This window comes from Mesorhizobium sp. DCY119, from assembly GCF_003590645.1.
Classification (GTDB): Bacteria; Pseudomonadota; Alphaproteobacteria; order Rhizobiales; family Rhizobiaceae; genus Mesorhizobium_M.
In genome coordinates this window covers 3,880,917-3,896,407 of record NZ_CP031834.1, presented here as the reverse complement: position 1 = coordinate 3,896,407, position 15,491 = coordinate 3,880,917, and the positions used below count along the sequence as shown (strand labels likewise).

Sequence of the window (15,491 nt, the reverse complement as noted above, 5' to 3'; positions counted from 1 at the left end):
AAGATCCGGTATGATGTCGACTGCTGAAATGGCTATGCGCGAAGATCTGGCGGCGGCGTATCGGCTGATCGCCCGGTTCGGGATGGACGACATCATCCACACGCACATATCCGCGCGTCTGCCCGAAGAGCCGGAACTCCTGCTGATCAACCGCTACGGCGATCTTTTTCGAGAGGTGACGCCGGAATCGCTGGCGGTGATCGATCATCATGGCCAGCAGATGCGTGGCCAGCAGGTGCCGATCAACACGGCGGGCATCGTCATTCACACAGCGGTCCATACCGCACGCCCGGACGCGGTCTGCGTCATGCATACCCATACCGCCGCCGGTGTGGCAGTCAGTTGCCTTGAGGAGGGGCTTTTGCCGCTCAACCAGACGTCGCTGCTGTTCTACGGGCAGGTCGGCTATCATGAGTTCGAGGGCATCGCACTCGATCCCGGCGAGCAGGAACGCCTGGTTGCCGATCTTGGCACCAATCGTGCCATGATCCTGAGGAACCATGGGCTTTTGACCGTCGGGCGATCCGTCGGAGAGGCTTTTTCCCTGATGTACAACCTTGAGCAGGCCTGTCGCATCCAGCTTGCGGCGCTCGGTTGCGGGCGGCCCATCCATCTGCCGAGCAAGGAGGTGTGCGAGCGCACCGCCAGGCAGTACGAGGCTGATCCGGATGGTGCGGCGGAACTGGAATGGCTGGCGCTGCGCCGGCTTGCGGGAATGCCCATCGAGGGACATTGACCGATGCGGATCGTCATTGCCGATCCGCTTGCCTACAGCGATCGCTTCGAGCACGCGCTGCGCGACGCTCTTCCGTCGGCACGCTTCATCCGATGGCCCGATCTGCCGGAGGACGCCGACTACGATTTGCTGGTTGCCTGGCATTTGCCGAAGAATATGACGGCGCTGCCGCCGTCGCTGCGTGCCGTCTTCTGTTTCGGCGCGGGAACGGACCAACTTCTCGACGATCCCCGCATCCCGGCCGATGTCCTGATCGCGCGCCTGCAGGATCAAGGCCAGGCCGAGCAATTGCTGGACTATGCGATGCACGCGGTCTTCGCGCGCCTGCAAGATGACGTCGTTGTCAGGGCGGACCAGCTTGCCCGCTTCTGGCGCTTGCCAGATCAGCAGAACCGGACACGCGGATCACTGCGCGTGGCAGTCCTTGGGCTGGGTCCGCTCGGTCTGCATGTCGCGCAAGGGCTTTCGGCAGCCGGTTTCCCGGTGTCTGCCTGGTCGCGAACCCCCCGCAGCATCGACGGCATCGCTTGTCTGCATGGCGATGATGGGCTCAGCGCGTGTGTCGACGGCGCCGACGTGGTTATCAATCTCCTGCCCTCCAGGCCGGAAACGAAGGGCATATTGTCGGACCGGCTGTTTTCCCGCCTCGCGCCCGGAGCCTATGTCGTCAATCTCGGCCGCGGCGATCACCTCGACGAGGAGGTGCTGCGCGCTGTGCTCGATCGGGGTCAGCTCGGCGCTGCGTGGTTGGACGTCTTTCCCGTCGAGCCTCTGCCGCCCGAGCACTGGTTTTGGCGGCACGAACGGATCCGGCTGACGCCTCATCGTGCCGGCCTGCCGACGCCGCACGGCGCTGCGGCCTCCATTGCCGCCGTCGCTGCGGCGCTTGAACAAGGTCGCGCGCTTCCAGGTTTGGTTCGGCCGAGGAGGCTGATCGAAAATTGAGCCAATCTCGCATCTGCACAAAAAATGCGCTTGACTCGAAACAACCCTGAATGCCAGCATACAGCTATGCTGAACCTAAGCACCTCACTCCTGGCCGATCAGAATGAGCGTCGAAACACGATCTCGGCGAAGGCCTATGTCGAGCTGCGTGAAGCGATCATCACCGCACGCATCGCACCCGGTGCCAATATTTCGGAAACAGACGTCGCCCAGTCGCTCGGCATCAGCCGCACGCCTGTGCGTGAGGCGTTCACGCGGCTCTTCGATGAGGGTCTGATCGAGATTTCACCCCAAACCGGCACCCGCGTCTCTCTGATCGACATGGCGCGTGTCCGTGAGGCGGTATTCATCCGCTCCACGCTTGAGAGCGCAGTCGTTGCCAACAGCGGCATCCGGCCCGATCCGGCCATGCTGGATGAGATCGAGCTATCGCTTCGGGCGCAAGAACGCCTTATCCACGGCGATGACATGGGTGCCCTGCACCGTGCCGACATGGCCTTCCATGCAGGTCTGCTTGGGGCTTTCGCGCATCCGCGGGCGTGGACGGCGTGCCAGCACGTCTCGGCCGACATGATGCGCATCCAGTTCCTGATCGGCATGAAACCGGATCATATCCGCTCGATCATCGCCGAGCACCGTGCCATTTTCGACGAGGTTCGGGCCGGCAATATGGGCGAGGCAGCACGGCTCATGGCGGCACACATCCGCAATGCCGATTTGGATCAGATGAGCTTGAACCGCGAGCACCAGGAATTCTTCCGAGCCGGAGAGCCCTCGTGAGCGCCGCCGTCATTCGCTCCTGGTCCGTTGCGGATGGCGCGCGCGATTTTTTTTCTGCCGTTTGTGAAACCGGTTTACTAGAACGGTTATCTGCACATGTCTCGCGGGAGTGGGGCCGCTTGTCGGGAAGATTGAAAGCCACCATTCGCGACGTCGCCCGGGCCGCCGGCGTGTCCGTTACGTCCGTTTCACGCCATCTCAACGGGCAGATCAGCCTTCCGGAGGCGACGGCGAACCGCATCCAGCGGGCAGCGGAGCGGCTGGGCTACCGGCCCAACGCGATCGCCCGCAGGCTGAGCAGCGGCAAGAGCGAGACGCTCGGTCTCATCACCGCCGACATCGCCTATCCGCTGTTTGCCGAGATCGCCAGCGCGTCGGAAGCCGAGGCCGCAAGGCATGGCTACAATCTCCTGATGTTCAACAGCCGGAACCTGGTGGAGAAGGAAGTCTCCTTCCTGTCGCGCATCGAAGACCGGCAGGTCGATGGCATATTGCTTCTCACCAACCATCATGATGATGGGCGGCTTTTGCGGCGGATCAACGAGACGGGAAGCGTCGTGCTTCTCGACGAGGATGTGCCGGGCGCGAAGGCGCCGCGCCTGTTCGCCGACAACGTCCATGGCGGGCTCCTGGCGACACGTCATCTGATATCGCGCGGCCATACCCGTATCGCCGCTATCGGAGGGCCGCGAGGGCTTCTCAGCACCACAGAACGTCTCGACGGCTTCATGCGGGCGCTCGCGGAGGTCGGTCTCGATGCCGATCCCGCGCTGCTACGGTTCTGCGCATATGAGGAGGCGCCTGCTTCGATCGCGTTTCTCGATCTTCTGGAACAGGACGATCCGCCCACCGCGATCTTCACCTTCGGTGATATGCTGGCCACCGGCGTCATGCGGGCCGCGCGGCACGCCGGTGTCCGCATTCCCGAAGACATTTCGCTCGTCAGCTTCGACGATATCCGCAATGCCGACCTGCTCGCGCCGGCGCTGACCACGGTGCGTCAGTCGGCAGCTGAGTTCGGCACGCGCGGCGTCAACATGCTGCTCGATTTCATCGCCGGCCGGAAATCCGAAACGGCGACTGAACGGGTCGGCGTCGAACTCGTCATACGCAGTTCGGTGGCGCCGCCACACCGCCGTCCATCTGGACGTTAGATCGCGCATACCGGTTCCGGAAGCTCTGATGGGCTTCCGGTGCAGGCCAGGGAGGGAGAGAAAGAAAATTAGACCGCGGACGTGAAAGGGGAACACACATGTCCAACAATCGCTTTGGTCAAGACGCAGCGTTGATTGCGCTTGATAAATTTAGAAATGGGAAGATCGATCGCCGAGGCTTTATGACCGCCATGGCCGGGCTTGGCATCGCAGTCGCGTTCAAACCGGGTCCGGCCTCTGCCGAGGCGTCGGAAATCGTCGTCTGCAACTGGGGCGGCGCTGCCCTCGAAGCCTTTCAGAAGGCCTATGGTGAGCCGTTCAAGGCCAAGTCCGGCATGGAGGTCGTCATCGACGGCGCTGGACCGGCCACAGGTGCGATCCGCGCCATGGTCGATTCCAAGAACGTCACCTGGGATGCCACGGATGGCGGCATGGTGGACGCCGTCGTGCTCGGCAAGGGCGGCTTTGTCGAGCCGATCGACTATTCCATCGTAGACAAGTCTCTTGTCGGCGAAGGCCTCGCGGCCGAGTTCGGCATCTGCAACTACACCTACTCCAACGTGCTGGCATATGACGCCAAGAAGGTCGGCGCCACTGCCCCTTCAAGCTGGAACGACTTCTTCGATCTCGAGAAGTTTCCCGGCAAGCGGACCATGTGCAAGTGGATTCAGGGTCAGCTCGAAGCCGTGCTGCTCGCCGATGGTGTCAAGCCGGAGGAGATGTATCCGCTTGACGTCGACCGGGCCTTCAAGAAGCTCGAGCCGCTGCTGCCGCAGCTGATCTTCTGGGAGTCCGGCGCGCAGAGCCAGCAGCTCTTCCGCGACGGAGAGGTGGTCATGGGCAATATCTGGCACACGCGCGCCAACCTGCTGCGCAAGGAGAACCCGGACTACACCTGGACCTGGAACCAGAACCTGATGTTCGCCAGCGCCTGGTCTGTGCCGAAGGGCAACCCCGCAGGCAAGAAGGTCTTCGACTTCATCAATTCGTCGTTGGACCCGGAGAGCCAGGTGACGCTGTTGCGCCTCATGGGCAACGGCCCCTCGAACCCGAAGGCGCTGGCACTGATGACCGACGAGGACAAGGCGGTCTATTCGCTGGCTCCCGAGAACGCCAAGACCGGCCTGCCGATCTCGGCGCAATACTATGCCGATAACGAGGCCGAGCTGCAGAACAAGTTCCTCGACTTCATCTCACGCTAACCATCGGAGACCACCACCGGCCAACGGCCGGTGGTGGTTCGAAAGATCATGACCTCATTCCAGCGTTGGGCCTTCTGCCTGACGGTGCCGGCAGCGCTTTTGACCTTGTGTCTCTACGTTCTGCCCATCCTTCAGGTGTTGGCGCTCAGTTTCACCGAGCCGACCTTCGGCCTCGGCAATTATGTGGCCCTGTTCCAGAACGCTGCGATCGGCCGCGTCGTGCGCACGACCGTGTTCGTCTCGGCTGTGACGACCGTGCTCACCATCGTCATGAGCTATGCGGTGGCCTTTGCGCTGGTTCATATGCCGCCGGCCACGCGCCGCGTCGCGCTGTTCATGGTCATGGTGCCGTTCTGGATATCGGTGCTGGTGCGCGCCTTTGCCTGGATCACCATCCTGCGCCGCAACGGCGTGCTCAACTCGGCCCTCGTCGGCAGCGGCGCCGTCAGCCAGCCGCTCGAACTGGTCTACAACCAGTTCGGCGTCGTCGTCGGCATGGTGCATTACATGATGCCCTTCGCCATCATGCTGCTCTACGCCAATCTGTCGGAGATCGACCTCAGGATCATTCAGGCAGCCAGATCGCTTGGCGCCCGCCCGGTCACCATCTTCTTCCGCGTCTGGCTGCCGCTCTCCATGCCCGGCCTGGCAATCGCCGGCCTGTTCATCGTCATCTTCTCACTCGGCTTCCTGGTTACGCCGGCGATCCTTGGTGCCGGTCGGGTGCTGATGGTCGCAGAATATATCTCCGTGCAGATATCCTCGACGCTGCGCTGGGGCGTGGCGACGGCGCTCTCGACCATGCTGCTGCTCGTCGTCGGCATCCTGATCGCGCTCGCCATGCGCAGCCCGGCCCTGCGCGCCGCCTTTGAAGGGGGCCGCAAATGACGCCGCGCAGCCGACGCCTGCTCGAACGCGAGCTGCCAAAGCTTGTCGCCTGGCTGCTGCTCGCCTTCCTGTTCGTTCCCGTGCTCGTGGTCATTCCCGTGGCGCTGACCGACCGGGACTATCTGTCCCTGCCCAACAACGGCATTTCGTTCGACCATTTCGCCGCCCTGGCGAACTGGCGCGCCGGCTGGATGCCGAGCATCCTCACCAGCCTCGGCATCGCCATGGCCTCGGCCGTTATCGCGACGGCCGTTTCGGCGGCCTTCGCCATCGGCGCCTGGGTCTATGTCGGACGCTGGCCGTCGATCCTGCGCGTCATCCTGCTTTCGCCGCTGATCGTGCCGCCGATCATCTATGCGGTCGGCATGGTGCGGCTGTGGTCGAAGCTGGGGCTTCTCGACACATGGCTTGGCGTCACCATCGTCCACGTCATCCTCGCCATGCCACTGGCAGTGCTGGCGATCGGCGCTTCGCTGTCGAACCTCGATCCGAGGCTGGTGCAGGCGGCTCGCTCGCTCGGCGCCCGCCCGGCAACCATCTTCGGTCGCGTCATCCTGCCCAACATTATTCCGGGCACGGTGGCCGGAGCGATCCTCGCCTTCATCGTCTCCTGGGACGAGATCACCGTGACGCTGTTCATCACCAGCCGGGGAATCGTCACCCTGCCGCGCAAGATCTGGACGAGCATCGCAGATGCCGTCGACCCCGCGCTGGCCGCGATCGCGACCGTCATGCTGGCGGCGACCATCGTCGGCCTCATCCTGCGCATGACCGTCTGGGACCATATCGCCCAGCGTCGGTCACGACACGACTTTCAATAGCTTCGTTTGTTTCAGAAAGGAAATCGAAGACATGACTGCCCATAGCGCCGCAATGAGCGAGCACGAATACCGCGAGGCCAAGTTCTTCCAGACTTTTGGCTCCGTCCCAACGCCTGCTTTCCACGACCCGGAAGAACAGACCCGCGTCTGGGGCCGGCCTTGGGGTTGCACCAGTGATGTCGGCAAGCTGCGCGCCGTGCTGATGCACCGGCCGGGCGAGGAGATCAACGTCGTCGACAAGAACAAGCCGATGCCCGAGATCGGCGGCTTCGGCGATCCCGAGAAGGGCTGGTACTTCATGGGCAAGACCCCGCCGGATCTCGCCGCCATGCAGGCCGCTCACGATGCCTTCACCAAGCTTCTGCGGTCCGAGGGCGTCGACGTCATCCTGACCGAGAAGGCCGCGCCGGGCGCCCTCAAATCGACCTTTTGCCGCGACAGCGTCATCGGCGTGAAGGGCGGCGCGATCGTCACCCGTCTTGCTCGCCGCGCGCGCCGTGGCGAGGAGTTGATGGTCACCCAGGCACTGGCCAAGGCCGGCTGCCCGATCCTTGGCACGCTGCATGGCGAGGCGGTGTTCGAGGGCGGCGGCTTTGCGCTGATCGACGACAAGACGGCCGTCTGCTCGGTGTCCGTCGCCTGCAATCCCGAAGGCGTCCGCCAGGTCGAAATGATCCTCAACAGCCTCGGCGTCGAGCTGATCAAGGTGCCGATGCCCGGATACCGCATCCACATCGACGGCAGCTTCATGATGATCGACCGCGAGACCGCGATCATCAATATCAACGAGCTGCCTTATGTCTTCATCGAATACCTGAACAAGCGCGGCATGAAGCTGATCGAGCTGCCGCCCGAAGACAACGCCTTCTCGCTCAACTGCCTGGCCATCGCGCCCGGCCGGGTCGTCATGCATGCCACCCGTACGCCGCGCCTGGCCGACCGTCTCGACGCTGCCGGCATCGAGATCTTGACGCTGGACTATGAATGCATCGAACTGAACGGTGGCGGCATCCACTGCTCGACAGGTCCACTTGCCCGGGATCCGATCTGAATGTCCTTTCTCGACGTCCGAAACCTCCGCAAGAGCTACGGTTCCGCTGTCGCGCTAGACGGCATCGACCTGTCGATCGAGGCGGGGGAGTTCGTCACCTTGCTCGGCCCCTCGGGGTCGGGCAAGACGACGCTTCTGATGTCGGTCGCCGGCTTCACCAAGCCTGATGAAGGCGCCATCCTGCTGGATGGCGCCGACATCACGCGCGTCGATCCGGAGGAGAGGAATTTCGGACTGGTCTTTCAGGGCTATGCGCTGTTTCCCCACCTCAACGTGGCGGACAACATCGCCTTCCCCTTGCGGGTCCGCAAATGGGACAAGGCCAGGATCGCCGCCAGGGTCGAGGAGGTTCTGAATCTCGTTGGCCTCGACAAGCTGGCGGCGCGCAGGCCGCGTGAACTGTCGGGCGGCCAGCAGCAGCGCGTGGCGATCGGCCGCGCGCTGGCCTTCGGGCCGAAGATACTGCTGCTCGACGAACCGCTGTCGGCGCTCGACCGCACGCTGCGCGACACCATGCAGCGCGAACTCAAGCGATTGCATCAGGAAACCGGCGTGACCTTCGTCTATGTTACCCATGACCAAGAGGAAGCCTACGCCATGTCGGACCGCATAGCGGTCTTCCACAATGGCGGGATCGTCCAGGTAGGCACCCCGCGCGACATCTACCGCGCGCCTGCCTCGCGCTTCGTCGCAGGCTTCCTCGGCGGCAATAACATCGTTTCGGCACGTGTCGTGGACGGCGGGATCGAACTGTTCGGGGCAAACGCGCCGATGCCCGGCGGCTATGATGCATCGCGGCATGGGCTATCCGCGCTCACGGTCTGGATGCGGCCGGAAGACATCGCCATCGGCGAGCCGCAGCCCGGCGCCATCGCCTTTCCCGTCACTGTGGCCGATGTTTCCTTCGTCGGCTCTTCCGAGCGCGTGACCGTATCCACCCCGGACGGCCAGGAACTGCTGGTCCTGGCATCCTCGGCGGCGGCCCGCGATATCACTGCCGGTGGCAAGGTCACCTGCAGCGTGCTGCCCTCGAGCATCGGCTTTCTTGCTGAGGAATAGGACGGCATACGTCGCCGGCGCATCCAATCGACTGTCGGCTTCGGCCGAAATATACACTCCCTGACAGATTGAGAGACATGATGAATATCAGCCTTCGCACCATCGACATCCCCGACTTCGGACTTCCCGTCGAGCGCCCCGCCATTCCTGCCGCGACCTATGAGGCACGCTGCGCCAAGGCGCTCGATCGCGCCGGAACGGACTGGCTCGCCGTCTATGCCGACCGCGAGCATGCCGCCAACATTGCCTTCCTGACGGGCTTCGAACCGCGTTTCGAGGAGGCGGTCCTGCTGCTCGGCAGGTCGGGCCAGCGCATTATCGTCACCGGCAACGAGAATCTCGGCTACACACCGATCGCCGGACTGCCGGGCGTCGTCACCCTGCTGGCGCAGTCGCTCAGCCTGATGGCGCAGGACCGAACGCAAAAGCCGGACCTCGTGGCCGTGTTGCGCGAGGCCGGTATCGCCTCAGGTGACAGTGTCGGCCTGGTGGGCTGGAAGTATCTCGAGAAGGAAGAGTGGTCCGCGGGGCGTCCGACCTTCCTCGTGCCGGCTTTTATCGTCGATGCGATCGCTTCGATCGTGTCCGCGTCGTCCATTGTCGATGCGACGCCGGTACTCATGCACCAGACAGACGGGTTGCGCGCCGTCGTCGATGCCGATCAGATCGCCGAGGCCGAATGGGGTGCGGCCCGGTCTTCAGTGGCCGTGTGGCGTATCCTCAGCGGCTTCACGCTCGGCGATACCGAACTGATGGCGGCCTCGCGCATGGGTTATGCCGGTGAGCCGATGAACTGCCATCCGATGTTGGCGACTAATGACGCGTCCGGTCAGGTGATCGGCCTGCGCAGCCCTACGGCTCGCGTGCCCAAGCGTGGTGATGGCGCTACCACGGCGGTCGGCTACTGGGGCGGGTTGACGGCCCGTGGCGGCCTGATCGCCGAGCATGACGACACATTTCTCGACGTGGCCAAGGCCTATTTCCGCGGACTGATCGCCTGGTACGAGGCGGCTGGCATTGGCGCCGAGGGCGGTGCGATCCACGAGGCAGTGGTTTCGACCCTGGCGCACGGCAAGCTGCGCCCAGCCCTCAATCCCGGCCATCTCGTCGGCCTCGACGAGTGGATGAACTCGCCGATCCGTCCTGGCTCGACCGAGCGCATCGTTTCCGGCATGCCGTTCCAGGTCGACATCATACCGGTGCCGATGCCTGATGGATGGACGCTCAATTGCGAGGATGCGGTGACGTTCGCCGATGCCGGCCTGCGCGCTGAGATCGCGGAGCGTCACCCGGCGCTGTCGCAGCGGTTTGAGGCGCGCCGCCGGTTTGTCGCCGAGCGGATCGGCATCACGGTGAAGGAGGATATCCTGCTGCTGTCGGCAATCCCACTCTGCCTGCCGCCTTTCTGGCTTGCCAGCGGCAAGCTGCTGGGCTCCGATTGAGGCGGAGGATATCAGACTGTCGGATACGATATAGCGGCCCGGCAAACCTCGCTTATTCGACAGTCGTCATTCCGCGTCGCCTCAGCACCGTGCGCTCGATGGCCGCAACTGCCTGGTAGAAAACGACCGACAGCAACACCGAGACCAAGGCGACAGCCCAGACCATTCCATAGTCGAGGTAGCCGCGCGACTGGTTGATGAGGTTGCCCAATCCGGTGCCGGTCGCCAGCCATTCTGCGATCATGACGCCCAGCAGCGCCCGTGGCGCGGTGAGCCGCGCCGCCGCGAAAAGATAAGGCAACGAGGCGGGAATGGAGACCCAGCGCAATTGTGCGAGCCGCGACGCACCGTAAGCGCGTGGCAGATCAAGGGCGGCCTGGGGGACTTGCAGCAGCCCCTGCGCCATGGTGACGAAAGCGGGGAAGAATGTAACCGAGACGGTAACCCACAGGATGAGCGAGACGCCCCGGCCGAAGATCAGGACCAGGAGTGGCGTCAGCGCCACCAGCGGCATGGACTGGCTGATAAGTGCCACCGGCAGAAAGGCGCGCACGAGACCGGGATAGATCTGGGCCGAGAGCGCGAGAAGGAAGGCGAAAGCGAGGCCCGCGGCCATGCCTGCAACGGTCATTGGCAAGGTTTGCCAGACCGCGCTCCACAACTTGGCCTGGGCGATGGATGCGCCGGGGGAGATAAACAGATAGTCGAAGAGGCCGAGAGGCGTCTTGGCGATCATGCCCGGCACGCCGAGCAGGATCAGCAAAGCCCACCACAGGGCGAAGGGAACGAGCAGCGATGCCAGCGCGATGGCGAGCTTGCGAGGCGCGGATTCACCGGCGGTGCGGCGCGATCCCACGCCTGGCGAAATGGTGACGGCTTCAGATGCGTTGGTGAGGCGCCGGCCGATCAGCGCGAATATCCAGTAGGCTAGGCCTGCGATGGCAGTCGCCATCAGGCCGATGCCCCACAGGCGGTCCGGTTCGCCGCGGCCGATCGAGCCGAGCAGATAGACGCCGAGACCGAAACGGCCGCCGCCACCGAACTCGGCGAGGATCGCGCCGAGCACCGCATTTGGCGCGGCCACCCGCAGGCCGCTCAGTATGGTCGGCAAGGCGCTTCGCCACTGCACCAGCCGCAGCACTGCCCATTGATTGCCGCCATAGGCGCGAACGACATCGGCGGCACGGTTGTCGGACTGGGTCAGGCCGATCACCGTCGCGGTCATGGTGGTGAAGTAGCAGCCGATCGCGGCCAGAGCGACACGCGGCTCCATTCCCGAAAGCGTCAGCACCAGGATCGGTGATAGGGCGATGGGTGGGATGGCGAAGACCGCGATGTTGATGCCCTTGGCGATGCGGCCGGCCGTGGGAAAGATCGCGAACACCGCGCCTGCCGCAATGGCTATGGCATTGCCGATCAGGAATCCGAGAGCCGACGCATGCAATGTCGCCAGGACGTGATCGGGATATTCCGCACGATCGCGCCACATGCGCATCAGAATAGCACTGGGTGCCGGCAAGGCGCCGTCGGCTATCCAATGGAGACGGCCGGCAAGCTCCCAAGCCGCAAGAAGGACGATGAGGTTGCGGATCGCCGGAAACCAGGCGGGAACTCGCCTAGCGGCCATCGAGCGCCTCGTAAATTTCGTCGCTGAGCCGGTGGAACGCGGCCGAGACGAACATGTCGCGGTTGCGCGGCCGTGGCAGGTCGACCTCGATGATCTTGCTGATACGACCAGGCCTTGCCTGCATCACCACGACGCGGTCGGCCAGAAACACGGCCTCGTCGATGCCATGCGTGACAAGCAGCGTGGTGGCCCGCGTTTCGGCCCAGATGCGTTGCAGTTCGAGGTTCATCTGCCGCCGCAGGATTTGGTCGAGCGCGCCGAACGGTTCGTCGAGGAAAAGCACGCGCGGGCGCGTCACCAGCGCGCGGGCGATGGCCACGCGCTGACGCATGCCGCCCGAGAGTTCGGCCGGAAGCGCCTGTTCGAAGCCGTCGAGGCCGACAAGTCCGATCAATTCGGTGATGCGCTGGCTATATTCCTTGAGCGGAAGGCCGAGCACTTCGAGCGGAAGGGATACGTTTTTCTCGACCGTCCGCCACGGCAACAGCGCCGCATCCTGGAAGGCGACGCCGGTTTCGCCGTTGCGCGTCGCTTCATGCGGCGACGCGCCCCCGATCTCGACAGTGCCGGATGTCGGCTCGTCGAGCCCGAGCAAGAGCCGCAATATGGTGGACTTTCCGCATCCGGAGGGACCGATCAGCGCGGTGAAGGAGCCCGGCGCGCAGTCGAGCGAGATGTCCTTCAGCGCTTCGAAGGTGCCGCCGCGCGTGGCGAAGATCTTCGAGACGCGATCGATCCTTATTCCGGATGCCGAAGCCATCAGATCTCCGCGAGCAGGGAGGTGTCGAACATTTCGCGCGTGGCCTTTATGCCGATTTCGGCGAAGGCCTTGATGTTGGCTTCGATCGATTCGTCGCTCATCGAGAATATGCCGCCAGCCGCTTCGATCAGTGGCTTCTGCGCCGTGTTGAAGTAGATTTCGTTGTCGATGGTGCGGCCGGTTCCCTTGAAATGGGTTTCAGCGAAAGTCGGCGGATAGGCCTTGGGGTCCTTCAGGTTCTCCTCCCAGCCACGGCGCGAGGCCCGCAGCCAGGCCACGAGTTCCTTGCGCTTCGATTTCAAGGTCTCGTCAGTCACGACGACCGTGTCGTTGTAGATGGTGTAGCCGAAATCATAGAGCAGGAAGGAGGTCGCTTCCTTGCCGGACTGCGACACGGTGTAGGGCACGTTGGTGGTGAAATCGAGCGACGCATCGATCTCGCCCTTTATCAGTGGCGTCGGGTCATAGGCATAGGGCACGATGTTGACCGACGCCCGATCGACGCCGGAAATCTTCAGCATCGCTTCTACCGAAATGACATTGACCGGTGGTACCGCCAGCGTCTTGCCGACAAGATCCTTCGGTGTCCTGATCGGATTGGAGACCAGCGAAACGATGCCGAGCGGGTTCTTCTGGTATTGTGTGCCGATGATCTTGAACGGCGCGGCCTGTTCGGAGATCGCCTTGATGGTGGTGTCGGGCGATGTCAGCGCCAGATCAGCCTTGGCGGCAATGATGGAACTTTCGGGAATGACGTCGGGACCGCCGGGCAGATAGGTCAGGTCGAGACCTTCCTCGGTGTAATATCCCTTGTCGATGGCGGTGAAGTAGCCGGCGAACTCGGCATCGTTGATCCACGCGGCCTGCATGGTCAGAGTATCGGCGGCGCGGGCCGCACGACCCATGACGGGCAGCGTGGCGCCGGCCGCCATCAATGTGAGGAAGCGACGTCTATCCAGGGCGATTTTCATCTGAAATTCCTTCGGTTGCGGTGAGAGGAGGGAGGTCAGGCCAGCCCGCGCATGCGCTGCAATTCGAGCAAGGGTGGCGTCTGGTCGATCTGCTCCTTGGTCAAAAGCGGCCATTTCACGCCACGGGGGCGGCGGCCGCGGCGCTCGACGGTGAGCAGTCTCGTCGGCGTGGCGATGGAGTCGACCAGTATGTCGGTTTCGCTGGGATGAAGCCTGTCTTCGACGACCTGTACGTCATGGACGCTGGCGATGACCGGCGTGTTGTCGTCGGCAAGGCCAAGGTCGGTGAACATGCCCCATTCGAGGTCAAAATAGCCATGGCCCTTGCCGAACCGCACGCCATCGATCGACACGGCCGATGCGCCGGTCACCATGAAGTCGAAACGGCCCATGCGAGTGATCTCTTCCAGCGTGATCGGGCGGCCGAAATGCTCCATGCCATCCAGCCAGGCGGCATAGAGCTCCGCCCCTTTCGGCACGCTGCCGGGCTCGACATAGAGGAAGCCGCGAAAAATACCGTAGGTCGACATGACGAAGGGCATGCCGCGCTCCAGCATCGCGCGGCGAAGATCGACAAGGCAATTATCGGGTGTGATGAAGGCGAATTTTGATGCCTTGAATTGAGGCAGCTCCAGGATTTTCGCCGTCGCGGCTTCCGAATTCTCAAAGTCCGGTATGACTTCGGCGAAGTTGAGGTGAAAACGCGTATCCGGCCTTGCTACCTGTCTGAGCTTTGACCAGATTCGCTCGCGAACAATCTTGGAAGTCGACATTTCATCCTGCCTGTTTCATCGTTTCACAATAATGAAACAGCAGTTTCATAAGCGCAAGACGTGTGTTAAAAGTTTTTTCGACCGGAGGATCGAACTCGTACATGGCATCACGTCTCGTATTACGCATCCAGGAACACTATGCGCGGCTGACCGCCGGCGAACAGAAACTGGCGCAGCTTCTACTCAACCGGGAAGACGACATCCTCACGCATTCGGCGACCGAGATTGCTGAAATGGCCGGGGTGTCGAAGGCGACGGCCGCACGGTTCTTCCAGCATCTTGGCTATGCCGACTTCAACGAGGTCAGGCTGCAAGCGCGCGACGAGCGCAACCGCACCGAGCCTTACGGCTATTCGGTCGGCGGATCCGAGCAGATCGCGCTCGGCAAGACCGTCGGCACGCATCTGGAACTGGAACTTAAGAACCTCACCAAGACCTTCGAGGAATTGCGCTCCGACCGCGTAAGAGAAGCCGCCGAGCATATCCACGAGGCGCCGCGGCTCTGGGTTCTCGGGCTAGGCATGGAGGAGGGGCTGGCACGCTATGCAAGGCTGATGTTCGCCCGGCTGCGCCACAGCGTCATGATTCTCGGGGTCAATCAGGGATCTTGGGCGGAAGACCTCGCCATGACCGGGCCTCGGGATGCACTGCTTTTGATCACGCTGCCGCCGGCGCCGAAGCTGCTTGCCTCGATGCTGAGTTATGCGCAAGCAACCCCGATGAGCGTCGTCACGATCACAGACCGCATTTATGCCGCGCAGGCTCAGCGTTATTCGAAGGTCGTGTTGCCTTGCCATGTCTCCAGCTTTGGTCTCGGACCCTCGCATACGACGATCGTCAGCGCGATCCGGCTCCTGGCCTTGACCTATGCCGCGCATGCCGGCCGCTCGGCCACACAGCGCACCGATATCATCGCCGGCATCCATGAGGAGCTGGGCGATCTGGAATGAAGGTCTCCGCAGAGGAAGCCCTATTTGGGCATATGCGCCTTGACCACGGTTTGGCACTGCGGCGTCAGGTCGTTCAGATGCTCGGCTAGGCACTCGATGATGCGGCCGCCGCCGGGCTGCACGCTTGGGCAAAATTTCTCGAAATCGGCCTGGCAGGCAGTGCGCTCGGCTGCCGTTTGCGCCAGCGCGGCATGCGGCAATGACAGGGCTGCAAGGAAGAATAAGCTTAGCATCTTTCGCATGATAGACTCCCCTGAATATAAGTAGTAATAAACGGCTAACTTCCACAATAACACAATTCAAACTATAGTTGGAAGTATTTGGAGGGGTCG

16 protein-coding genes are annotated in these 15,491 nt (G+C 62.9%); 11 read left to right on the top strand and 5 right to left on the bottom strand.

Going from position 1 to position 15,491, the window contains the following annotated elements:
• Positions 1-10 precede the first annotated feature (10 nt).
• The 10 genes from DZG07_RS18910 to DZG07_RS18865 all read left to right on the top strand — a co-directional run bounded on the left by DZG07_RS18910 (position 11) and on the right by DZG07_RS18865 (position 10,078).
• Complete coding sequence (locus DZG07_RS18910; RefSeq protein WP_197716873.1) at positions 11-736, top strand: class II aldolase/adducin family protein; 726 nt, start codon at positions 11-13, stop codon at positions 734-736.
• 3 nt (positions 737-739) lie between these two features.
• Positions 740-1,681 carry an NAD(P)-dependent oxidoreductase gene (locus DZG07_RS18905; RefSeq protein WP_119819594.1) on the top strand — a complete coding sequence of 314 codons (942 nt, stop codon included), beginning with the start codon at positions 740-742 and terminating at the stop codon, positions 1,679-1,681.
• A gap of 66 nt (positions 1,682-1,747) precedes the next feature.
• On the top strand, positions 1,748-2,461 hold the full coding sequence (locus DZG07_RS18900) for a GntR family transcriptional regulator (protein ID WP_162931659.1): 714 nt from the start codon (positions 1,748-1,750) through the stop codon (positions 2,459-2,461).
• 119 nt (positions 2,462-2,580) lie between these two features.
• Positions 2,581-3,615, top strand: coding sequence for a LacI family DNA-binding transcriptional regulator (locus DZG07_RS18895; RefSeq protein ID WP_162931658.1), 1,035 nt, complete (start codon positions 2,581-2,583; stop codon positions 3,613-3,615).
• Between the two features lie 182 nt (positions 3,616-3,797).
• Positions 3,798-4,817: an ABC transporter substrate-binding protein gene (locus tag DZG07_RS18890; protein ID WP_245429517.1), complete on the top strand. Its 1,020-nt coding sequence runs from the start codon at positions 3,798-3,800 to the stop codon at positions 4,815-4,817.
• Positions 4,818-4,865: 48 nt separating this feature from the next.
• On the top strand, positions 4,866-5,705 hold the full coding sequence (locus DZG07_RS18885) for an ABC transporter permease (protein ID WP_119821876.1): 840 nt from the start codon (positions 4,866-4,868) through the stop codon (positions 5,703-5,705).
• The gene (locus tag DZG07_RS18880) at positions 5,702-6,526 is read left to right on the top strand and encodes an ABC transporter permease (protein WP_119819582.1); all 825 of its coding nucleotides are present in this window, start codon (positions 5,702-5,704) and stop codon (positions 6,524-6,526) included. Before DZG07_RS18885 ends, DZG07_RS18880 begins: the two co-directional genes overlap by 4 nt.
• A gap of 31 nt (positions 6,527-6,557) precedes the next feature.
• Positions 6,558-7,577: an arginine deiminase family protein gene (locus tag DZG07_RS18875; protein WP_119819580.1), complete on the top strand. Its 1,020-nt coding sequence runs from the start codon at positions 6,558-6,560 to the stop codon at positions 7,575-7,577.
• The gene (locus DZG07_RS18870) at positions 7,578-8,636 is read left to right on the top strand and encodes an ABC transporter ATP-binding protein (RefSeq protein ID WP_119819578.1); all 1,059 of its coding nucleotides are present in this window, start codon (positions 7,578-7,580) and stop codon (positions 8,634-8,636) included. It abuts the gene before it with no gap.
• A 77-nt stretch (positions 8,637-8,713) separates the two neighbouring features.
• Positions 8,714-10,078: a Xaa-Pro aminopeptidase gene (locus tag DZG07_RS18865; protein ID WP_348626391.1), complete on the top strand. Its 1,365-nt coding sequence runs from the start codon at positions 8,714-8,716 to the stop codon at positions 10,076-10,078.
• Between the two features lie 52 nt (positions 10,079-10,130).
• On the opposite strand, the gene DZG07_RS18860 is transcribed toward DZG07_RS18865, so the two are convergent.
• From DZG07_RS18860 to DZG07_RS18845, 4 genes are read right to left on the bottom strand one after another with little or no spacing between them, the layout of a single operon-like run.
• Positions 10,131-11,705, bottom strand: coding sequence for an ABC transporter permease subunit (locus tag DZG07_RS18860; protein WP_119819576.1), 1,575 nt, complete (start codon positions 11,703-11,705; stop codon positions 10,131-10,133).
• The gene (locus DZG07_RS18855; protein WP_119819574.1) at positions 11,695-12,465 is read right to left on the bottom strand and encodes an ABC transporter ATP-binding protein; all 771 of its coding nucleotides are present in this window, start codon (positions 12,463-12,465) and stop codon (positions 11,695-11,697) included. The genes DZG07_RS18860 and DZG07_RS18855 overlap by 11 nt, the downstream gene beginning before the upstream one ends.
• Positions 12,465-13,436 carry an ABC transporter substrate-binding protein gene (locus DZG07_RS18850; RefSeq protein ID WP_091914495.1) on the bottom strand — a complete coding sequence of 324 codons (972 nt, stop codon included), beginning with the start codon at positions 13,434-13,436 and terminating at the stop codon, positions 12,465-12,467. Before DZG07_RS18850 ends, DZG07_RS18855 begins: the two co-directional genes overlap by 1 nt.
• Before the next feature lie 35 nt (positions 13,437-13,471).
• A complete protein-coding gene (locus tag DZG07_RS18845; protein WP_091914497.1) occupies positions 13,472-14,209 on the bottom strand; it encodes a 5-formyltetrahydrofolate cyclo-ligase in 738 nt (245 codons plus the stop codon).
• A 101-nt stretch (positions 14,210-14,310) separates the two neighbouring features.
• Between DZG07_RS18845 and DZG07_RS18840 the strand changes: the two genes are divergently transcribed.
• Entirely contained in the window at positions 14,311-15,159 is an 849-nt protein-coding gene (locus DZG07_RS18840; RefSeq protein WP_091914499.1) for a MurR/RpiR family transcriptional regulator, read from the top strand.
• Positions 15,160-15,179: 20 nt separating this feature from the next.
• Here DZG07_RS18840 and DZG07_RS18835 read toward each other — a convergent pair whose 3' ends face one another.
• A complete protein-coding gene (locus DZG07_RS18835) occupies positions 15,180-15,401 on the bottom strand; it encodes a cysteine rich repeat-containing protein (RefSeq protein ID WP_091914501.1) in 222 nt (73 codons plus the stop codon).
• Between the last annotated feature and the right edge of the window lie 90 nt (positions 15,402-15,491).

Bases quoted from the DNA above. Each gene is read 5' to 3' on its own strand.
- DZG07_RS18850 (WP_091914495.1), bottom strand. From the start codon at position 13,436: ATGAAAATCGCCCTGGATAGACGTCGCTTCCTCACATTGATGGCGGCC.
- DZG07_RS18885 (WP_119821876.1), top strand. From the start codon at position 4,866: ATGACCTCATTCCAGCGTTGGGCCTTCTGCCTGACGGTGCCGGCAGCG.
- DZG07_RS18855 (WP_119819574.1), bottom strand. From the start codon at position 12,465: ATGGCTTCGGCATCCGGAATAAGGATCGATCGCGTCTCGAAGATCTTC.
- DZG07_RS18840 (WP_091914499.1), top strand. From the start codon at position 14,311: ATGGCATCACGTCTCGTATTACGCATCCAGGAACACTATGCGCGGCTG.
- DZG07_RS18845 (WP_091914497.1), bottom strand. From the start codon at position 14,209: ATGTCGACTTCCAAGATTGTTCGCGAGCGAATCTGGTCAAAGCTCAGA.
- DZG07_RS18900 (WP_162931659.1), top strand. From the start codon at position 1,748: ATGCTGAACCTAAGCACCTCACTCCTGGCCGATCAGAATGAGCGTCGA.
- DZG07_RS18905 (WP_119819594.1), top strand. From the start codon at position 740: ATGCGGATCGTCATTGCCGATCCGCTTGCCTACAGCGATCGCTTCGAG.
- DZG07_RS18910 (WP_197716873.1), top strand. From the start codon at position 11: ATGATGTCGACTGCTGAAATGGCTATGCGCGAAGATCTGGCGGCGGCG.
- DZG07_RS18860 (WP_119819576.1), bottom strand. From the start codon at position 11,705: ATGGCCGCTAGGCGAGTTCCCGCCTGGTTTCCGGCGATCCGCAACCTC.
- DZG07_RS18875 (WP_119819580.1), top strand. From the start codon at position 6,558: ATGACTGCCCATAGCGCCGCAATGAGCGAGCACGAATACCGCGAGGCC.
- DZG07_RS18890 (WP_245429517.1), top strand. From the start codon at position 3,798: ATGACCGCCATGGCCGGGCTTGGCATCGCAGTCGCGTTCAAACCGGGT.
- DZG07_RS18865 (WP_348626391.1), top strand. From the start codon at position 8,714: ATGATGAATATCAGCCTTCGCACCATCGACATCCCCGACTTCGGACTT.
- DZG07_RS18880 (WP_119819582.1), top strand. From the start codon at position 5,702: ATGACGCCGCGCAGCCGACGCCTGCTCGAACGCGAGCTGCCAAAGCTT.
- DZG07_RS18835 (WP_091914501.1), bottom strand. From the start codon at position 15,401: ATGCGAAAGATGCTAAGCTTATTCTTCCTTGCAGCCCTGTCATTGCCG.
- DZG07_RS18870 (WP_119819578.1), top strand. From the start codon at position 7,578: ATGTCCTTTCTCGACGTCCGAAACCTCCGCAAGAGCTACGGTTCCGCT.